A 15,397-nucleotide genomic window follows, 5' to 3' on the forward strand; every position below is an offset into this window, starting at 1 on the left:
CGTCGCGCCGGTCGAGGCTCGCACGCTCAATACGCGACGAAGATCGTCACGCGCCGGTTGCGCGCCCGCGCGGCCGCATCGTCGCCCGCGACGAGCGGCTGCGTATCGGCCCGCCCGATTGCGGCGAGCCGGTGAGGTGCAACGCCGCGATCGGCCAGATAGCGCACCACGCTGCCTGCCCGTGCGGAGGACAGCTCCCAGTTCGATTCGTATTTCGCATTCGCGATCGGCACGCTGTCGGTGTGCCCCTCGACGAGAATGTCGCCGGTCGCATGCTCGGTCAGCGCCTGCGCGATCTGGCTCAGCACCGGCGTCGCATCGGGCAGCAAACGTGCATCGCCGACGTTGAACAGGACCTTCGCGTCGATGCCGATCTCGATGCCGTGCGGCGCGCGCAGAAGCGAGATGCGGCCGTTCGACTTCAGCGCGTCGAGCGATGTCAGCCATGCGGGGGCACGCCCGGGCGTCGCTGCGTCCGGCGCGCTCGCGGTCCCGCTGTCCTGCCGCGCGAGCGTCTGATAGCGCGCGTCGAGCGCGTTGTATTTCGCGAGCTGCAGCACGTACAGCGCGAGAAACAGCACCATCAGCGTCGTGATGAGATCCGCGTAGGAAAGCAGCCAGCGTCCGGACTGCGTGCCTTCGGCTTCGTCGTCGCGATCGGCGGCGGCCGAGGCCGCCCGTGCGCCGTCAGTTCGAGCGGTCATGTCGAAACTCCCGGAGCGTCATGCGAGGGACTCAGCCGCGCGGCCGCGCACGTCGCCGGTCAGCCGCGTCTCGATCGTATGCGGCGACTCCTTGCGCGAGATCGCAAGCAGCCCGTCGAGATAGAGCTTGCGGAAACGCAACTCGCTGTCGATCTGCGCGCGCAGCTTGCCGTAGAGCGGCAGAAACACGAGGTTCGCAAACGCGAGGCCGTAGAGCGTCGCGATGAACGCGACCGCGATGCCCGGCCCGAGCTGCGCCGGTTCGAGAATGTGGCTTGTCACCTGGACCAGCCCGAGCACCGAGCCGAGAATGCCGAATGTCGGCGCATAGCCGCCGGCCTGCTGCCACACGCGCGCGGCCGCGAGCCGGCTGCGCTCGTATGCGTCGAGTTCGCGGTGCAGCGCGTCCTCGAGCACGGCGGTCGACACGCCGTTCGCGAGCAGTTCAAGCCCGCGCCGCGCGAACGGATGGATGCCGCTCACGTCCATCGATTCGAAGGCGAGCAACCCGTCGAGCTTCGCGCGATCGCCCCACTCCAGCAGGTCGGTCAGGTGCTTGCGGTCGACTTCCTGCGCACGCACGAACGCGAGTCGCAACTGTTTCACCGCATCGAAAAACCGCGCCCACGTGTTCTGGATCATCACCGCGCCGAGCGTACCGCCGAGCACGATCACGAGCGCCTCGAACTGGAACAGCGTCGAAAAATGTCCGCCTTCCTGTGCGAAGCCGAATACGATCGCCGCGCCGCCGAGCAGCACGCCGGCCAGGGTCAACAAGTCCATAGATGTCTCCGTCGGGTTGCGCGTCACGCGTCGGATGAAGCCAGCGGCACCGGTGCCGCAGGCGCCTTGGCCGCGCGCACGGCATCGAGCACGCGTCGTTCGATCTCCTCGACCTCGATCGGGTCGAGCTTCAGCTCACGGCGCATCACCCACGACACCTCGTTGCGCCGCGCTTCCGTCATCACGGAGAACAACTTGTCGGCCACCGCGCGATCGTCGAGGCTCGCGATCAGCTTTGCGAGATCGTACGTATCGAATGCGCTGATCACGTCGAACAGCGTTCGCTGATCGACCCACACGACATCCTCGAGCGCACGCACGTCGCCGCCGGCGCGCGGGCTGCGCCGCGAGAAATACGCGACGCCTTTCTGCTCGACGTAACCGAGCACTTTCGACTTGCGGAACGCGAACACCTCGTCGGCGATCTCGCCGTGCGACAGCTTGTTGAGCAGCAACTTCCGGTCGACGCCGATCAGCGCTTCGAGATCGGCCAGTTCGATCAGTTCAAGCTCGCTGTTGATGGACAGGTCGAGATCGTGATCGGCGACCTGCTGCGCGCGATCGACCACGCGCGCGGCATCGAACGTGACGACCTGGCGCGCATCCGACGACGCCGAGTAATCGACCGCGCCGCCGGCATGGTCGGGCTGCGCGGCTTCGATCGTGACGAGATTGAGCTTCTCCATGCGGCGCAGCATCGCAAGCACGTGCGGGCGCGAATGGCCGGCGATCGCGCGACAGCGGCGAATCACGTCCGCGAGCGGCACCGATGCCTCGGCCGCTTGCGCCTGCATCGGCCGCCGCGACCACGCGTCGTCCGATCCGCGCGTGTCGGCACTCGCCATCAGCGACAGCACATGCGCATACGACAGCACGCCCGGCATGAAGTCCGCGTGCGTATAGGTCGCGAGCTGGTCGTCCTTGCGCTTCACGCGCCGGATCATCGTGCGCACGACATGACGGAGCAGCGCGGACACGTGCTCGATTTCCTCGTCGAGCAGCGCGGCCGGCACGACCGTGAGCTGACAGAACGACAGCGCCTTCGCCGTATGCGCGCGCGGCTCGGATGAGAGCAGCGCGGATTCGCCGAAGAACTCGCCGCGCCCGAGCGTCGCGACGACGACACGCTTGTCCTCGCAGCGCGTCGACAGCTCGACCTTGCCGTCGGCGATCAGAAAGATGACGGGCTCGCCGGCGAAGCCCTCCGAGTAGATGATCTCGCCGGGCGCGGCCGTACGCGTCCAAGATTGCTGACGGTTCAAGTTGGTTCCCCTGCTGCGCTGGTTGTTGCGGACTGCGCGTCGCATCTCGCATGCATGCGATCGACAGTCATCCCCGTGCCCGCTTAACGTCATCGGCATCGCCATCCTTTAGGGAATTCGTGCGCGTTTTCATCGAAAATCACGGTGAAACGTTTGCGAGCGGACACGCGTCGTCGCAAGTATCCATTCGATGCTTCCGCAAGCGTGCGCCGCCGATCGACAGCTCGACGATGGGCGTGCGGCGCGCGAGGCGCGCAAAGCGCAACAGCGCAGCGACGGCGTTTCCCGTTCAGTCGGCCAAACCGGCCGGACCGATGTCGCCGGCATTCGTTTCGGGATGCTGTCTTTATCTTGCGGAAGCGCCGCGGGCGCGACTTTCCCTGCGCATTATCCGGCCCCTTTACACCTATATCGTCCGATAATTACCTTTTATTTTCGTCTAAAATCACGCTTCTTCTTACTTTAGGATGGAATGAAGTTTTGATTAAACTGACGAAAACTATCTCGCGCACGGCCATTGCCGCATGCGTTGCTTATGCCGGGCTGATGCCCCTGTCCCAATCCGCCAGCGCCCAGGTCGAACCGCTGAAGAATCCGGTCTACGGCGTTACGCTCGACGACCTGACGAAGCTGGATGCGATCGTCGCGTCGCTGCAGAACCTGCCGTACCGGCCAACCGTGCGCGTCGTGTTCGATCCGGGCACGTCGGCCGCCGACTACTACGCGCCGCTGCTACGTCTGCACGCCGTCGCGTACGTGATGGGCGAGGTCTACGATTCTTACTATTTCCCGACGAATCTCGCGACGTACAAGGCGCGAACGCAGGAACTCGTGTCGCAGTTGAAGAACACGGTCGACGTGTGGGAGATCGCAAACGAAATCAACGGCGAATGGCTGCGCCCCGATCCGAGCGGCACGAATACCACGGTCAATTCGGAGGAGCAGCAGATCGGCCAGATGGTCGCCGCGGCCAACACGATCGTCAAATCGAACGGCGGCAAGACCGCGATCACGCTGTACTACAACGACGACAGCAAGGGCAACAACTGCTGGGAGAAGCCGCAGGATTACTGGAAGACCTGGCCGACGGCTTTCCTGCCGGCCACGGTGCGCCAGCAGGCCGACTACGCGCTGTTCAGCTACTACCCGTATCAGGATTGCCCGGGGCTCAATCCGTCGTGGAATAGCGATTTCGCGGCACTGGAAAGCATCTTCCCGAACGCGAAGGTCGGTTTCGGCGAAATTGGCACATCGGAAACTTCCGCGCCGGCGTCCGTGCAGCAGAATCTGATCAAAACCTATTACCCGATGGTCAACAGCATGAACGATCCGCGTTTCATCGGTGGATTCTTCTGGTGGAACTACGCCGAGCAGATGGTCCCGTATTCCACGAGCTCGTACTTCCAGCTGTTGCGTCAAACCATCATCACGCTGAAGTCGCCCAACTGATCGGGCTCATCCGCGAGTCGTTCCTGCGTCAGCGTAGCCGCTCAGAACCACAATGTCGCGCGTACCACGAGACCACGTGCGCGTGCCGCTGACGTCAATGGAAAACGATATTGCACCGTCACGTCGAGATAGCTCGCCGGCGCGGTATACCTGCCTTCGCGAAACCAGTACCTGAACTGGACGCCGGGCCCCGCACCGATCGCCGTCTCGTCCGGCTGACGATTGTCGTGATCGCCTGCCACCGCGACGTGCGGGTAGACGGTCAGCCGGTCGCTGAGCGCCGGCAGACGCCACGTATGCCCGTAGCGCAGCTCCGAATAGATGATGTAGCGGCCCGCCTTGATGAAATACGCCCCCTCGACATAAGCCTGCCAGCTCCGCCAGCTCGGTTCGGTCACCCGCAGATCGGTGCCCGCCTCCGACGAATAGCCCAGGCGCATCAGCCAGTCCGTCATCGACAGGCTGCCGACATGGAACAGCCGCTCGGCGGTCACCACCACGTTCTGGTCAGGTATCGGCTTGTAGCGCGCACCCACCGACCCTTGCACGGTCGGCATGCCGGTCACGTTGCCGCTGCCGTCGTAGGCCGTGCCATATCCGCGCACGAAGAACTGGAAAATACGGCCGTTCTGATAGCCGATCTTCGGCGGCTGCCAGTACACCTCCACACCCGGCTGGAGCACGTTGACGGTGCCTTGCGGGCCGAATGCGGCCGACTGGTATGGCGCACTCAGCACGAAGCCCCAGGTGCGCTCCAGCTGTTCGACTTCCCGCCGATAGCCGAACTTGCGCTGCGTGTCGAACGCGTGTTCGTTTTCATCGGCATCGAGACTGCGTTCAAACAGCTGGACGGATTGCTCATTCAATCCGATCCGCTTGGCGGTATAGCCGGCGTCCGCGTAGTTCATCGCGTTGCCGGCGCCGCCGGCGAAACCCGCCTGGAATGCGTCGAGCGCCTCACGATCCTTGTGTTCGCGCACGAGGTCATAGGCGTGCTGCAGTTCCTGCTGGGCGCTATCGTCGACCGGCGTCTGCGGCGGCGGATCGACTTGCCGCGCCTGCGCCGCGATCGACGCAGCCATGTTGCGCTCCGCATCCGTCGATGCATCGCTCGCCGCCAGCTCCGCCATGCGGATGGCGCTTTCGCGATCGCCGGCCTGCAGGCTCAGTTGCGCGATGCGCACCTGGATCACGGCCGATTTTTCATCGGCCAGCGGCGCCAGTGCAACGCCCGCTTCATGCGGGCGATTGGCCGCGAGCGCGCTGTCCGACCATGCGAGACGCAAGTTGCGCTGCTGCTCGAGGCTCCATTTTCCGGTCGCGACGGCGGCCGAGAAATCGCGGCACGCAACGTCGTAGCGCATCTGCCGCTGCGCCAGGTAGCCATGCTGCGCCAGCACCTCCGGGCTCTTCGGAAAACGGACGCTCAGCGATTCCAGCATCGCGTCCGCTTCGTCGACTTTTCCTTCGCGCCGGTACACATCCGCGAGCAGCAGCCCGAGCTGCTCGCTCCCCGGCTGAATCTTGACGGCGCGCGACGCATACGCTTCCGCGCGCGGCAGGTCGCCGGCATTGATCGCCTTGTAGGCGCCGTCGGCGAGCCGGTAGGCCTTGGCGGTAAGGTGCTGGGCGGCGGATGCCGGCACCTGCCAGGCGAGCGATATGGCGAGGGCCAGGGCACTCAACCGTGCGCAGCGCGTGAGGCCGGCCGGGATCGGACGTGTCGAGCGCTTCATGCCTGTTCTCCCGACGGCCTTTTTGCCGGAGATGCCGGCGGCGTCGCGTCGTCGCCGTCGCGCAGCCGGGCGATGTCGACGAAGCGCGAGTGCCGCGCGAGTTCGGCGGCAATCTCGGCATCGCAAGCGATGAAATAGGCAACGTTCGATCTGGCACCGCGCCGCACGACGTCCTGTTCGTCCTGCGTGAGCGGGCGACCGACCGCAACATTGAGTGTCCCGTCGTCCGCGGTCGAAAACGGGACGGCGCGATACGCATACTGCAGCTCGAAGGCCAGCGAATCCGCGAAATGGCCTACCGCGACGTTGCCCAGGCTCACGCGCGGCAGGTCCGCCTGCTCGGCGATCGCGTCGGCCAGCGATTCGGTGGAAAGCGCGCCGCATTCGAGCAACAGTTCGCCCAGCCGCTTGCCGCATGTCAGTTGTTTCTCGAGCCCTGCTTGCAACTGCTCCAGAGAAACCACGCCCCAGCCGACCAGGATCTCGCCGATCTTGCGCCGCGCCTTCCCGAGTTCTTCGTTCGACAGATAGGTATGACTGGTCTTGTCCCACGCGATCGGCCTGCCGCTCACGAGGTGGCCGACATAGATGCGCCACGCGCGACTCACCGCGCAGAAATTGATCAGGTTGTTGACGAACATCCTGGGGATCGACAGCAGCCCCTGGAGCGGCCCGTTCAGCTTGCTGACGAAGTGGAAGCGCTGACCGGCGCGGGCGAACAGCATGACGGTGTTGATCCAAAGCAGCGGCGTCACCCATGCACCGGCCATCAACACGTGGGTGCCGGCCGGAATGATGTGGCCGCTTTTCTGAAGGACGGCAAGCAACACGAAATTGAGCAGCACGCCGTAGGCAACCACTGAAAACAGCGACGTCAAGATGCCTTTGCGATCGTGGAAGAACATGTAGCGGGTGAGGAGGTCGCCCTTCCAGCCGAGCTGCTCCCAGCCCTGGAAGGCGATGCCGAGGATCCAGCGCGCTCGCTGCCGGTAGGCGGTGCGAAACGTCTTCGGGAAATACTCGCGCGTGGCCAGCAGGTTTCGATTGTCCGCGTCGGACCCCGCGCGCTCACCGCCATCATCGCGCACGAGGCCCGAGAGCGGAAAGCAGGCAAACACTTCCTTCATGCCGAGATCTCTCAACCGGAAGCTGAAGTCGTAGTCCTCGGTCAGCGAACTCGTGTTGAACGGGCAACCGTCGCGCTCCTTCATCGCCGCTTCGATCGAACGCCGGCTATAGCACGATGCCACGCCCGCGCCCGGCACCACGCCGGTCAGGCGGGCGCGCACCGGCACGTCCTTCTGGTGCGTTTCACTGAAATCGTCGAGGTAGCAGCCGGCGACGAACTCGTTCCATTTTCGCGGCAAGGACAGAACCGGGAGCTGGACCAGATCGCTTTCCGCTACCGCATGATTGAGGTACTTGAGTTCGACCGGATGAATGACGTCTTCGCAGTCGTGCATGACGACGCCCGCGAACCGGACGTGATGGACTTCTTCGTAGCGCAGGATGGTTTCGATGATCCAGTTCAGGCAATCGGCCTTGCAGGTCGGCCCATCGTTCATGACCGTTGCGCGCGTCACCCTGCCCGGATACCGGCGCACCATCCGTTCGACTTCCGCCGTGGTTTCAGCGTCGTTGTGGTAGGTGCCGACGAAGATGACGTAGCGCTCGTACTCGAGGGTCGCCAGCGTGTTTTCGATCATCTTGGCGATCACGTCATACTCTTTCCACGCCGGCACCATGAGTGCCAGATGGCGCTCGTCCAGCGCGCGCAGCATGCCGATATCGACAGTCTGCGATTTCTCGCGTCGCAAGATTCGCCCGAGTTCAAACGACCAGTAGCAGGCATCCAGCGTGAGGTCATCCAGCGTGCTGACCAGGATGACGATGGCGGTCACAATGGCGACAATGTTGAGCGCATATAAATACGCACTCCATATCATATTATCCATCACTTTTCCGCGCTCGTCTCTTGTTCGTGCTTCTTCTCCGCCGCACCAACGTAAGACGGAATCGCGCCCGTCCCCGTCGACCCCATCACGTCCACTTCGTGGCCAGCGCCACGTCGATTCCTTTCGCCCCCAAAAGACTCGATGACGCATCGAGCGTTATTGATACGACCACGTACCATCAGTAAACATGCAACGTGTTCAGTGGATGACTTTTGACAGCCGGTTTCCCTCGCTTGCTTGCCTGCGCCCCTGCATTCGCCGACGCTTGCAGCCGTTTCCGATCCGGCGCCGCGCAGTGCGTCCCGTGCGCCGCCTTCTCCACGCACAGCTCTTCAAGCAAGTCGTGCGCCATCGTCGCGCCACCCTTGGCCTTCGGAGGCCTGGCGCGGGCGTCGCGCGATTGCCGAATCGAATCCGGTCCAAACGTTTCAGTGCTGAAACACGCTGTCGAGCCACCCGATGAACGCAACATGGCCGGTCGAACACCGCGCTCCGGTTGCCGAGATCGGCGCGGCATCGCGCTGTGCGGCAGCCAGTGACTGCAATGAGCGTCGTCTGACGAAACGATCCGGTGTCCGAATCTCTGTTGCATGTGCAAGACGACCGGCCCGATTTCCGCGTTGCAGTATGCGGCGCGCGGCGCGCAACTGGTTTTCCCTGAATCGTCCGAACAAGCTCGACGAATGCGCTGGATGGAATACGCGAAGGCGGCCGCGTTGCATGCGTGAAACGTTTATCGAAACAAATCTCAGACTGTCTCGACGTGCCGATTTCGGCGTGTCGGCCTGGTGCTCATTTGCGGCGGATGGTACGGATTTAGCTTGAAGGCAGGACTATCCGGTTGCGTATTTTCATCCGGTATCAAGCGCGCAAAAGAAACGACATAACGCCCCGATTTTGAATGCTGAATGGCACTTCGCCAGGCTCGTTTCGTAAACGAGATGAACTTAATTTGCATATCAAAGGATGAACATCATGCCTTCGCATCGCCATCAATCTTTTCGAAACGGGTTGAGCGCCGTCGGGCTAATCGTCGCGTTGGCCTCCGCGCTCGTCGTCATCGGCGCGACGCAGGAAGCGAGTGCGCAGCAGACGAACCAGTCGTCGACCGGCAAGATCAAGCCGCCGCCGCTGCCGATCGGCTCCGCCCAGGTCAATCTGAAGGCCGGCATGTCCGACGAGGATTGGGACAAGGCATACAAAGAGACGGGGCGCCCCAAGTTCAACAGGAAGCTCGTCAAGAAGAACAACGGCAACGTTGAACGTGACTAGGGAGAAACGGCCATGAAGAAGATCTTGATCGTCATAGCACTGCTTGCCGGACTCGCGCAAATGACATTGCCGGGCACGGCGCACGCGCAGGCCACCACCGCCCATACGCTTGTGCTGTACGACAACCCGCCGAACGACCCGTATTCGAAGCTCGGCCTGATGTACAGCATCATGTTGAGGAACCTGCTCGGCCACTTCAATACGACGGTCGACATGGTGCCGATACAGAACTACACGGCCGGCATGATCGGCAGCCACGATGCGACGTTCTACGTCGGCGACTACTACAACAATCCGATTCCGGCGGCGTTCATGAGCGACGTGATGACCGCCACGAAGACCGTCGTCTGGTTCAAGTACAACCTGTGGCAGCTCGCCTGGAACACGGCCTACACGTTCAACCAGACCTACGGGTTCAGCTTCCTGGGCCTTGCCGGGATGAACGCGACGCCTTCGTCGAGCAATCCGAACCCCGGCTTCTACGACACGGTCACGTACAAGAACCTGTCGATGGTCAAGTACTACGCGTATAACGCATCGACCGGCGTCATCAGCGCGGACCCGGATGTCGGCCTGACCCAGGTGCTCGACACCACGAAGGCGCAGACGCTCGTCACCATCAAGAACAGCACGAGCGGCGCCACCACGCCGTACGTCGTTCGCTCGGGCAAGCTCTGGTACTTCGCGGACGTGCCGTTCTCGTACATCGGCCCGACGGATCGCTACCTGGTGATCTGCGACATCCTGCACGACATCTTGCAGACCAATGCACCGGTGAATCATCGTGCACTCGTCCGTCTCGAGGATCTCGACGCGTTCACGACGACGGCTTCGATGAAACAGCTGACGGATTACCTGTACTCGAAGAAGATCAAGTTCACGATGGCGACCATCCCGCTGTATACCGATCCGAACGGGTATTACAACGGCGGCGTCCCGGAAACGATCCATCTTGCGCAAGCAACGGGCCTGAAGAGTGCGTTGAACTATGCGATCGCGCGCGGCGGCTCGATCGTGATGCACGGCTATACGCACCAGTACGATTCGACGCCGAACGTTCAGAACGCGGTCAGCGGCAGCGACTACGAGTTCTGGTTCGCGGTGCAGAATCGTCCGGTCGACGAGGACTCCGTGCAATGGGCGGAAGGCAGAATGGCCGACGGCATCGCCGAGTTCACGAACAACGGCTACAAGATCGTCGGCTGGGCCGCGCCGCAGTACCAGATGTCGCCGAATGCAGCGGCGGCCACCGCCGTCACGTTCCCGACCACGTTCCAGCGGGCCGTCTACTACACGTCGACCAATCCGCAACTCGGAACGGGAGCAGCCAACCAGGACTTTTCTGCCGGGCAGTTCTTCCCGTACATCATCAATTCCGATTACTACGGAGAGCGGATCATTCCGGAGAACCTGGGCAGCATCCAGTACAACATCTGCAATATCGACCAGTTCTCGTGCATCTCGTACACATGGCAGCAACTCGTCACCAACGCACAATACGGTCTGGCGGTGCGGGACGGCTTCGCGTCGTTCTTCTTCCACCCGTACTGGCTGGAGCCCGATCTCAAATTGCCGGCCTTCAAGGACTTCCAGAGTCTGATCACCGGCATCACGAATCTCGGCTATACGTGGGCGGACGGCACGACGGCCAAGTGACACGCGCCGGCGAAAGCCTCGTGCGACCCGCTGCGGGAATGCGGGTCGCACATTTGCATGGGGTCGGCTACGATGACGCGCGGGAACGCTTCCGGGGGAGGCAGCGATGATCACGTACGCCATCCGGACCTTGCGCGGCATTCGACAGCGTATGGGCCGGTTCCGGCGCACAAGCCGGGCTCCCCGGCGCTCGCCCGCGCCGCATTCGTCGCGAACGGCGACGCTCGTGACCATCGGCGCGTCGCTCGTCATGGCCGCGTGTAGCTGGACGCCGCACGACGTGCAGGCCGACGGCATCGTCTGGCAGGTGGACAATGCGACGACCCGTCCGGTCGGGAACTGGCAGATGCTCGGCGTACACGATCTGTTGATCCAGTGGAGCGTCGTCGACGACACCGCGTACGTACCCGGCACCGGCATCCGCTCCGCGGCGCAGCTTCCGGACTGGGCCCGCATCGGCCGCGAGCCGTGGGCCGAAAACGTCATTCTGGGCCTGGCCGGCTATCAGGACGAAAAGCGTGCGCGCACCCATCTGTCGACGCTGGCGGACCAGTCAGCGCAAGTGGCACGCGCGCACGTTCCGCTGCATGTCACCGGCTACTACTTCCCGGTCGAAATCGATCCGACCTGGCAGGATGCGCCCAGGCTCGTCGAGATCCTGAAGCGGCTGCCGCGGCCGCTGTGGGTGAGCGTGTACGACCAGACCAATATCGGCGGGAAAGCGCTGGCCGACTGGCTCTCATCCTGGCTTCCTCCGGACGTCGGCGTATTCTTCCAGGACGGTTGCGGCGTCTATGCGCGCGAACCGTACGTCGCGCGCACCTACGCCGACGAGCTGGCCTCGCGCCTGGGGAAACGACATGTACGGATGATCGCGGAGGCCTTCCGGCCCGGCGAGCACGGTGGATTCAGGCCGGCCACCGCCGAGGAACTGGGCAAGCAGCTGGCGGCTTACCGGGGCTATCAGGTCTATCTGTTCGACGGTCCGCACTATGTGTCGGACAATCTCACCCGAGCACTCGTCACCGGCACGCCCAGGCCGCCCGCATCCGGGCCCGCCGCAACGACGCCCTGACGATCCTGCCGCGCCTGGCTCGGGGCACGAAAGTGCGCCGCGCGTCAGAACTCCATGTCCAGTTCGTCGATGTCTTCCTGCTCTGCTTTCGCGGCATCGATCCACTCCGCGACGAACGGATGCGCGAGGATGCGCATGCAGTACTCGGCGATATCGGGTTCGAGTTTCACGTCGTAGGTCAGGAATCGCGTGACGACCGGCGCGTACATCGCATCGGCGACACCGATCCGCTCGCCGAACAGCCACGGGCCGCCGTATGCGGCCAGACAATCGCGCCAGATCGTCACGATGCGTTCGATGTCGTGCTGCGCACGCGACCAGATCCGGAAACCGGGAAAATGCGCGCGCAGGTTCATCGGCAGCGCGGAGCGCAGCGCGCTGAAACCGGAATGCATCTCGCCGCAGATCGACCGGCAATGCGCGCGCGCATGCCGGTCGTCGGGCAACAACTGCGCCTGCGGCTGGATCTCGTTCAGATATTCGGCGATCGCGAGCGTGTCCCACACCCTGTTGCCGTCGTGCGTCAGGCACGGCACGAGGATCGACGGCGACAGCAGCAGCAGTTCCGCGCGCGATGCCGCGTCGATCGGCGCGCTGACGGTCTCGAACGCGAGCCCGCTCAATCTTGCGAGCAGCCAGCCGCGCATCGACCACGACGAGTAGTTGCGGCTGCTGATGGTCAACGTCGTCGGTCCGGTAGATCCCATGTCACTCTCCCGCTGATTGCCGTTCGTGCCCCTGCACCGAAAGCGCGCCGCGCCACGCGAACCGCACCACGCCGGTGCGGCGCGTTCGCCGAACTGGCGCATTGCCGCACAGTGGGGCGACACGGCCGTTACCCCGAACCGCTGCAGTTGCGCGTGGCGTTCGGCCGTCCGGCTGCAGCGAGCCACATGTGTCGCCGTGTCCGTCGCCGTATTCGCAAACCGCGTGCAACGCGCGTGCCAGCCGCATGCTGGCATACGGCTTGCCTCGTTCCATGCAACGTGACGCAACGAGCGAAGACCATGAACCTGCTTGCCTATCCGTTCTACCAATGGTCTGCCGAATGCCTGCGCCCGGCGCGTGCATGGGCGGCCGCCACACGCGCGACGATGTCGATGTGGCCGCCCGCCACGTCGACGCCGACGGGCCGCACGGTCGACGCGCTGTGCGAACTGCTCGAATGCTGCGCGTTCTCGCACCGGCGCCCGCCGTTCGGCATCGCGTCGGTCGTCGTCGACGGCGAATCGGTGCCGATCGTCGAGGAAGCCGCGGCGGCCACGCCGTTCGGCACGCTGCTGCATTTCCGCAAGGCGCGGCCGGTTGCGCGCCAGCCGCGCGTGCTGATCGTCGCGCCGATGTCCGGGCATTTCGCGACGCTGCTGCGCGGCACCGTCGGCACGATGCTCGCCGATCACGACGTGTACATCACCGACTGGCACAACCCGCGAGACATCCCGCTTTCGGCCGGGCGTTTCGGCTTCGACGAATACGTCGGGCACGTCATCGATTTCATTCACCATATCGGCCCGGACGCACACGTGCTCGCGATCTGCCAGCCGACCGTCGCCGCGCTGTCGGCAGTCGCGCTGATGGCCGCCGGCGGAGATCCGACCCAACCCGCGAGCCTGACGCTGATGGCGGGGCCGATCGACTGCCGCGTGAATCCGACGAAAGTCAACGCACTCGCCACGAGCAGGCCGATCGAATGGTTCGCGCGCAACCTGATCAGTGTCGTGCCGGCCGGCTTCGTCGGCGCGCAGCGTTGCGTGTATCCGGGCTTCGTGCAGGTCGGCGCGTTCATGTCGATGAATCCCGACCGCCATGCCGCTTCGTTTGCCGACCTCTACTACGAGCGTGCGAAAGGCGACGTGGCGAAAGCCGACACGCTGCGCCATTTCTACGATGAATACTTCGCGACGGCCGATCTCACCGCGGAGTTCTATCTGGAAACGGTCGAGAAAGTATTCCAGCAATACGCGCTCGCGCGCGGCGAGCTGATGGTCGGCGACCGGTTGGTGGAACCGGCGGCGATCCACCGCACCGCGCTGCTGACGATCGAGGGCGAGAAGGACGACATCTGCGCCGTGGGCCAGACGGTGGCCGCGCAGGAGCTGTGTTCGGGATTGCCGCCTTACCTGAAAACGCACCACGTGCAGACGGGCGTGGGTCACTATGGCGTGTTCAACGGCAGCCGTTGGGAAACGCAGATCTATCCGATCGTACGTGCGACGATCCACGACAACGAACCTTACGATCGCAGCGCCGATACGGACGGCGGAGCGAGCGGCGTGCACTACGTGACGCTGCGGTCATTGCTCGACGCGCGCGCGGCCGGTCACGATACGGCGGCGGCCGCGACGCAATCCGATCGCGTGCACTGAACCCGCGCGGTACGGCAGCGCTCCGCGCGGCACATCGGCGCTACAAACGAATCGCCCCGCACGGATGGCGGGGCGCGATGCCGGTCAGTGCGCGAGCGGCAACGCTCGCGCATGCCGTCGATATTACGAACAGGCCTTGCCGTGCGATGCGTGGTAGCCCTTCGTCTTCGCATCGGCTTCCGACATGTAGCTGCCGTGCTTCGTCTTGCCGTAGTACTTGTCGGTCGAGCAGTGGTAGACCTTCGTGCTGTCGTTGGCCCACACCTTGCCCGCGCCGCCGCCGGGCGCCGCTGCCGCGGTCGTCGCGGGCGCGCTCTTCGCCGGTGCCGCGCCCGATGCGGCGGAAGCGGAAGCCGCGGTCGCGGGGGTTGCGGCCGGTGCGCTGGCCGCGGCTGCCGACGAGGCGCCGTACCACGTCTTCACGCCCTTGTGACCGGCGCATGCGCCCTTCTTCGACGCGCCCGAGTAGAACGAACCGTCCTTGCACAGCCCGGTCGTGCCGGCCGGCGCGCTGGCCGGAACCTGTGCGAACGCACCGATCGACATGCCCATGCCCGCGACGAGCGCGGCGATCAACATCGTCTTTTTCATAGTCCTCTCCTGATTTGCCTGAATGGGAAAAACACCCCGACGCGATGCGGGGAATACCGCGCCGCGGGTCAACGAACCCAGCGGCACACGCGGTGATGGTGGTGATCGAAATGGCACACTCGGTGCGAATGGGCTTCGGCCAGCGCCGGCACGAGCGCGGCGCAGGCGACGGCCGTCACGGTCAGGATCTTCGCGATGCGGGTCATGACATTCTCCTGGGTAAGGCAGCCGGCGCTCCGGCTGTTATCCCCTTAACGCCGGCCACCGATGCGCCGTGCACCGCACCCGCGTCGAATTGACGATCTTTGACAGCGTGTAACGAAACGTCACGCGTGGCTGACAAACAACCGTCAGTTCTTTCCATTTCATTACGCGGCGAACGCTTTGGATATCGAATGACCGAAGCAGGACGAGGTGTCGGGACACGATCAATAAAAAAACCGCCCGAAGGCGGTAATGCCGTTCAGTTAAGCAGCTGAACGGCATTTTTTATTTTAGGGAAGGATTGGTTGTAAACGCTGCGCTGAGATGTTAACTTTTGGCGTGAT

General features: G+C 63.8%; 14 protein-coding genes. 6 read left to right on the top strand and 8 right to left on the bottom strand.

Going from position 1 to position 15,397, the window contains the following annotated elements:
* Positions 1-26: 26 nt before the first annotated feature.
* From WS75_RS01885 to WS75_RS01895, 3 genes are read right to left on the bottom strand one after another with little or no spacing between them, the layout of a single operon-like run.
* Positions 27-704, bottom strand: a complete 678-nt coding sequence (locus tag WS75_RS01885) for an OmpA/MotB family protein (RefSeq protein WP_059678905.1) — start codon at positions 702-704, stop codon at positions 27-29.
* Positions 705-722: 18 nt separating this feature from the next.
* Complete coding sequence (locus tag WS75_RS01890) at positions 723-1,487, bottom strand: flagellar motor protein (RefSeq protein ID WP_059678906.1); 765 nt, start codon at positions 1,485-1,487, stop codon at positions 723-725.
* Between the two features lie 23 nt (positions 1,488-1,510).
* Complete coding sequence (locus WS75_RS01895) at positions 1,511-2,749, bottom strand: Crp/Fnr family transcriptional regulator (RefSeq protein WP_059678928.1); 1,239 nt, start codon at positions 2,747-2,749, stop codon at positions 1,511-1,513.
* Positions 2,750-2,799: 50 nt separating this feature from the next.
* Here WS75_RS01895 and WS75_RS33235 point away from each other — a divergent pair, with 50 nt between their 5' ends.
* Both WS75_RS33235 and WS75_RS01900 read left to right on the top strand, forming a co-directional pair.
* The gene (locus WS75_RS33235; RefSeq protein WP_156429688.1) at positions 2,800-3,171 is read left to right on the top strand and encodes a hypothetical protein; all 372 of its coding nucleotides are present in this window, start codon (positions 2,800-2,802) and stop codon (positions 3,169-3,171) included.
* A gap of 124 nt (positions 3,172-3,295) precedes the next feature.
* Positions 3,296-4,198 (top strand): hypothetical protein, encoded by a 903-nt coding sequence (locus tag WS75_RS01900; RefSeq protein ID WP_059678907.1) that lies wholly within the window; start codon positions 3,296-3,298, stop codon positions 4,196-4,198.
* A 41-nt stretch (positions 4,199-4,239) separates the two neighbouring features.
* Here the strand turns inward: WS75_RS01900 and WS75_RS01905 are convergent, their stop codons facing one another.
* Together WS75_RS01905 and WS75_RS01910 are read right to left on the bottom strand one after the other, a co-directional pair.
* Positions 4,240-5,934 carry an NfrA family protein gene (locus WS75_RS01905; RefSeq protein WP_059678908.1) on the bottom strand — a complete coding sequence of 565 codons (1,695 nt, stop codon included), beginning with the start codon at positions 5,932-5,934 and terminating at the stop codon, positions 4,240-4,242.
* Entirely contained in the window at positions 5,931-7,889 is a 1,959-nt protein-coding gene (locus tag WS75_RS01910) for a glycosyl transferase family protein (protein ID WP_059678909.1), read from the bottom strand. Before WS75_RS01910 ends, WS75_RS01905 begins: the two co-directional genes overlap by 4 nt.
* Before the next feature lie 1,011 nt (positions 7,890-8,900).
* Here WS75_RS01910 and WS75_RS01915 point away from each other — a divergent pair.
* The 3 genes from WS75_RS01915 (at position 8,901) to WS75_RS01925 (ending at position 11,892) form a co-directional block, all read left to right on the top strand.
* Positions 8,901-9,161 (top strand): hypothetical protein, encoded by a 261-nt coding sequence (locus tag WS75_RS01915; protein WP_257129308.1) that lies wholly within the window; start codon positions 8,901-8,903, stop codon positions 9,159-9,161.
* Between the two features lie 12 nt (positions 9,162-9,173).
* Entirely contained in the window at positions 9,174-10,817 is a 1,644-nt protein-coding gene (locus WS75_RS01920) for a DUF2334 domain-containing protein (RefSeq protein ID WP_059678910.1), read from the top strand.
* A gap of 106 nt (positions 10,818-10,923) precedes the next feature.
* Complete coding sequence (locus tag WS75_RS01925) at positions 10,924-11,892, top strand: hypothetical protein (RefSeq protein ID WP_059678911.1); 969 nt, start codon at positions 10,924-10,926, stop codon at positions 11,890-11,892.
* A gap of 44 nt (positions 11,893-11,936) precedes the next feature.
* Here WS75_RS01925 and WS75_RS01930 read toward each other — a convergent pair whose 3' ends face one another.
* Complete coding sequence (locus WS75_RS01930; RefSeq protein ID WP_059678930.1) at positions 11,937-12,599, bottom strand: glutathione S-transferase family protein; 663 nt, start codon at positions 12,597-12,599, stop codon at positions 11,937-11,939.
* A 300-nt stretch (positions 12,600-12,899) separates the two neighbouring features.
* Here WS75_RS01930 and WS75_RS01935 point away from each other — a divergent pair, with 300 nt between their 5' ends.
* Positions 12,900-14,258 (top strand): polyhydroxyalkanoate depolymerase, encoded by a 1,359-nt coding sequence (locus WS75_RS01935; RefSeq protein WP_059678912.1) that lies wholly within the window; start codon positions 12,900-12,902, stop codon positions 14,256-14,258.
* A 123-nt stretch (positions 14,259-14,381) separates the two neighbouring features.
* On the opposite strand, the gene WS75_RS01940 is transcribed toward WS75_RS01935, so the two are convergent.
* Together WS75_RS01940 and WS75_RS34000 are read right to left on the bottom strand one after the other, a co-directional pair.
* Positions 14,382-14,849 carry a DUF3761 domain-containing protein gene (locus WS75_RS01940; RefSeq protein ID WP_059678913.1) on the bottom strand — a complete coding sequence of 156 codons (468 nt, stop codon included), beginning with the start codon at positions 14,847-14,849 and terminating at the stop codon, positions 14,382-14,384.
* A gap of 68 nt (positions 14,850-14,917) precedes the next feature.
* Complete coding sequence (locus tag WS75_RS34000) at positions 14,918-15,055, bottom strand: HHHH-motif protein (protein ID WP_167359252.1); 138 nt, start codon at positions 15,053-15,055, stop codon at positions 14,918-14,920.
* Positions 15,056-15,397: the final 342 nt, after the last annotated feature.

Origin of the sequence: Burkholderia sp. FL-7-2-10-S1-D7, assembly GCF_001524185.1 — a bacterium.
GTDB lineage: Bacteria > Pseudomonadota > Gammaproteobacteria > Burkholderiales > Burkholderiaceae > Burkholderia > Burkholderia diffusa.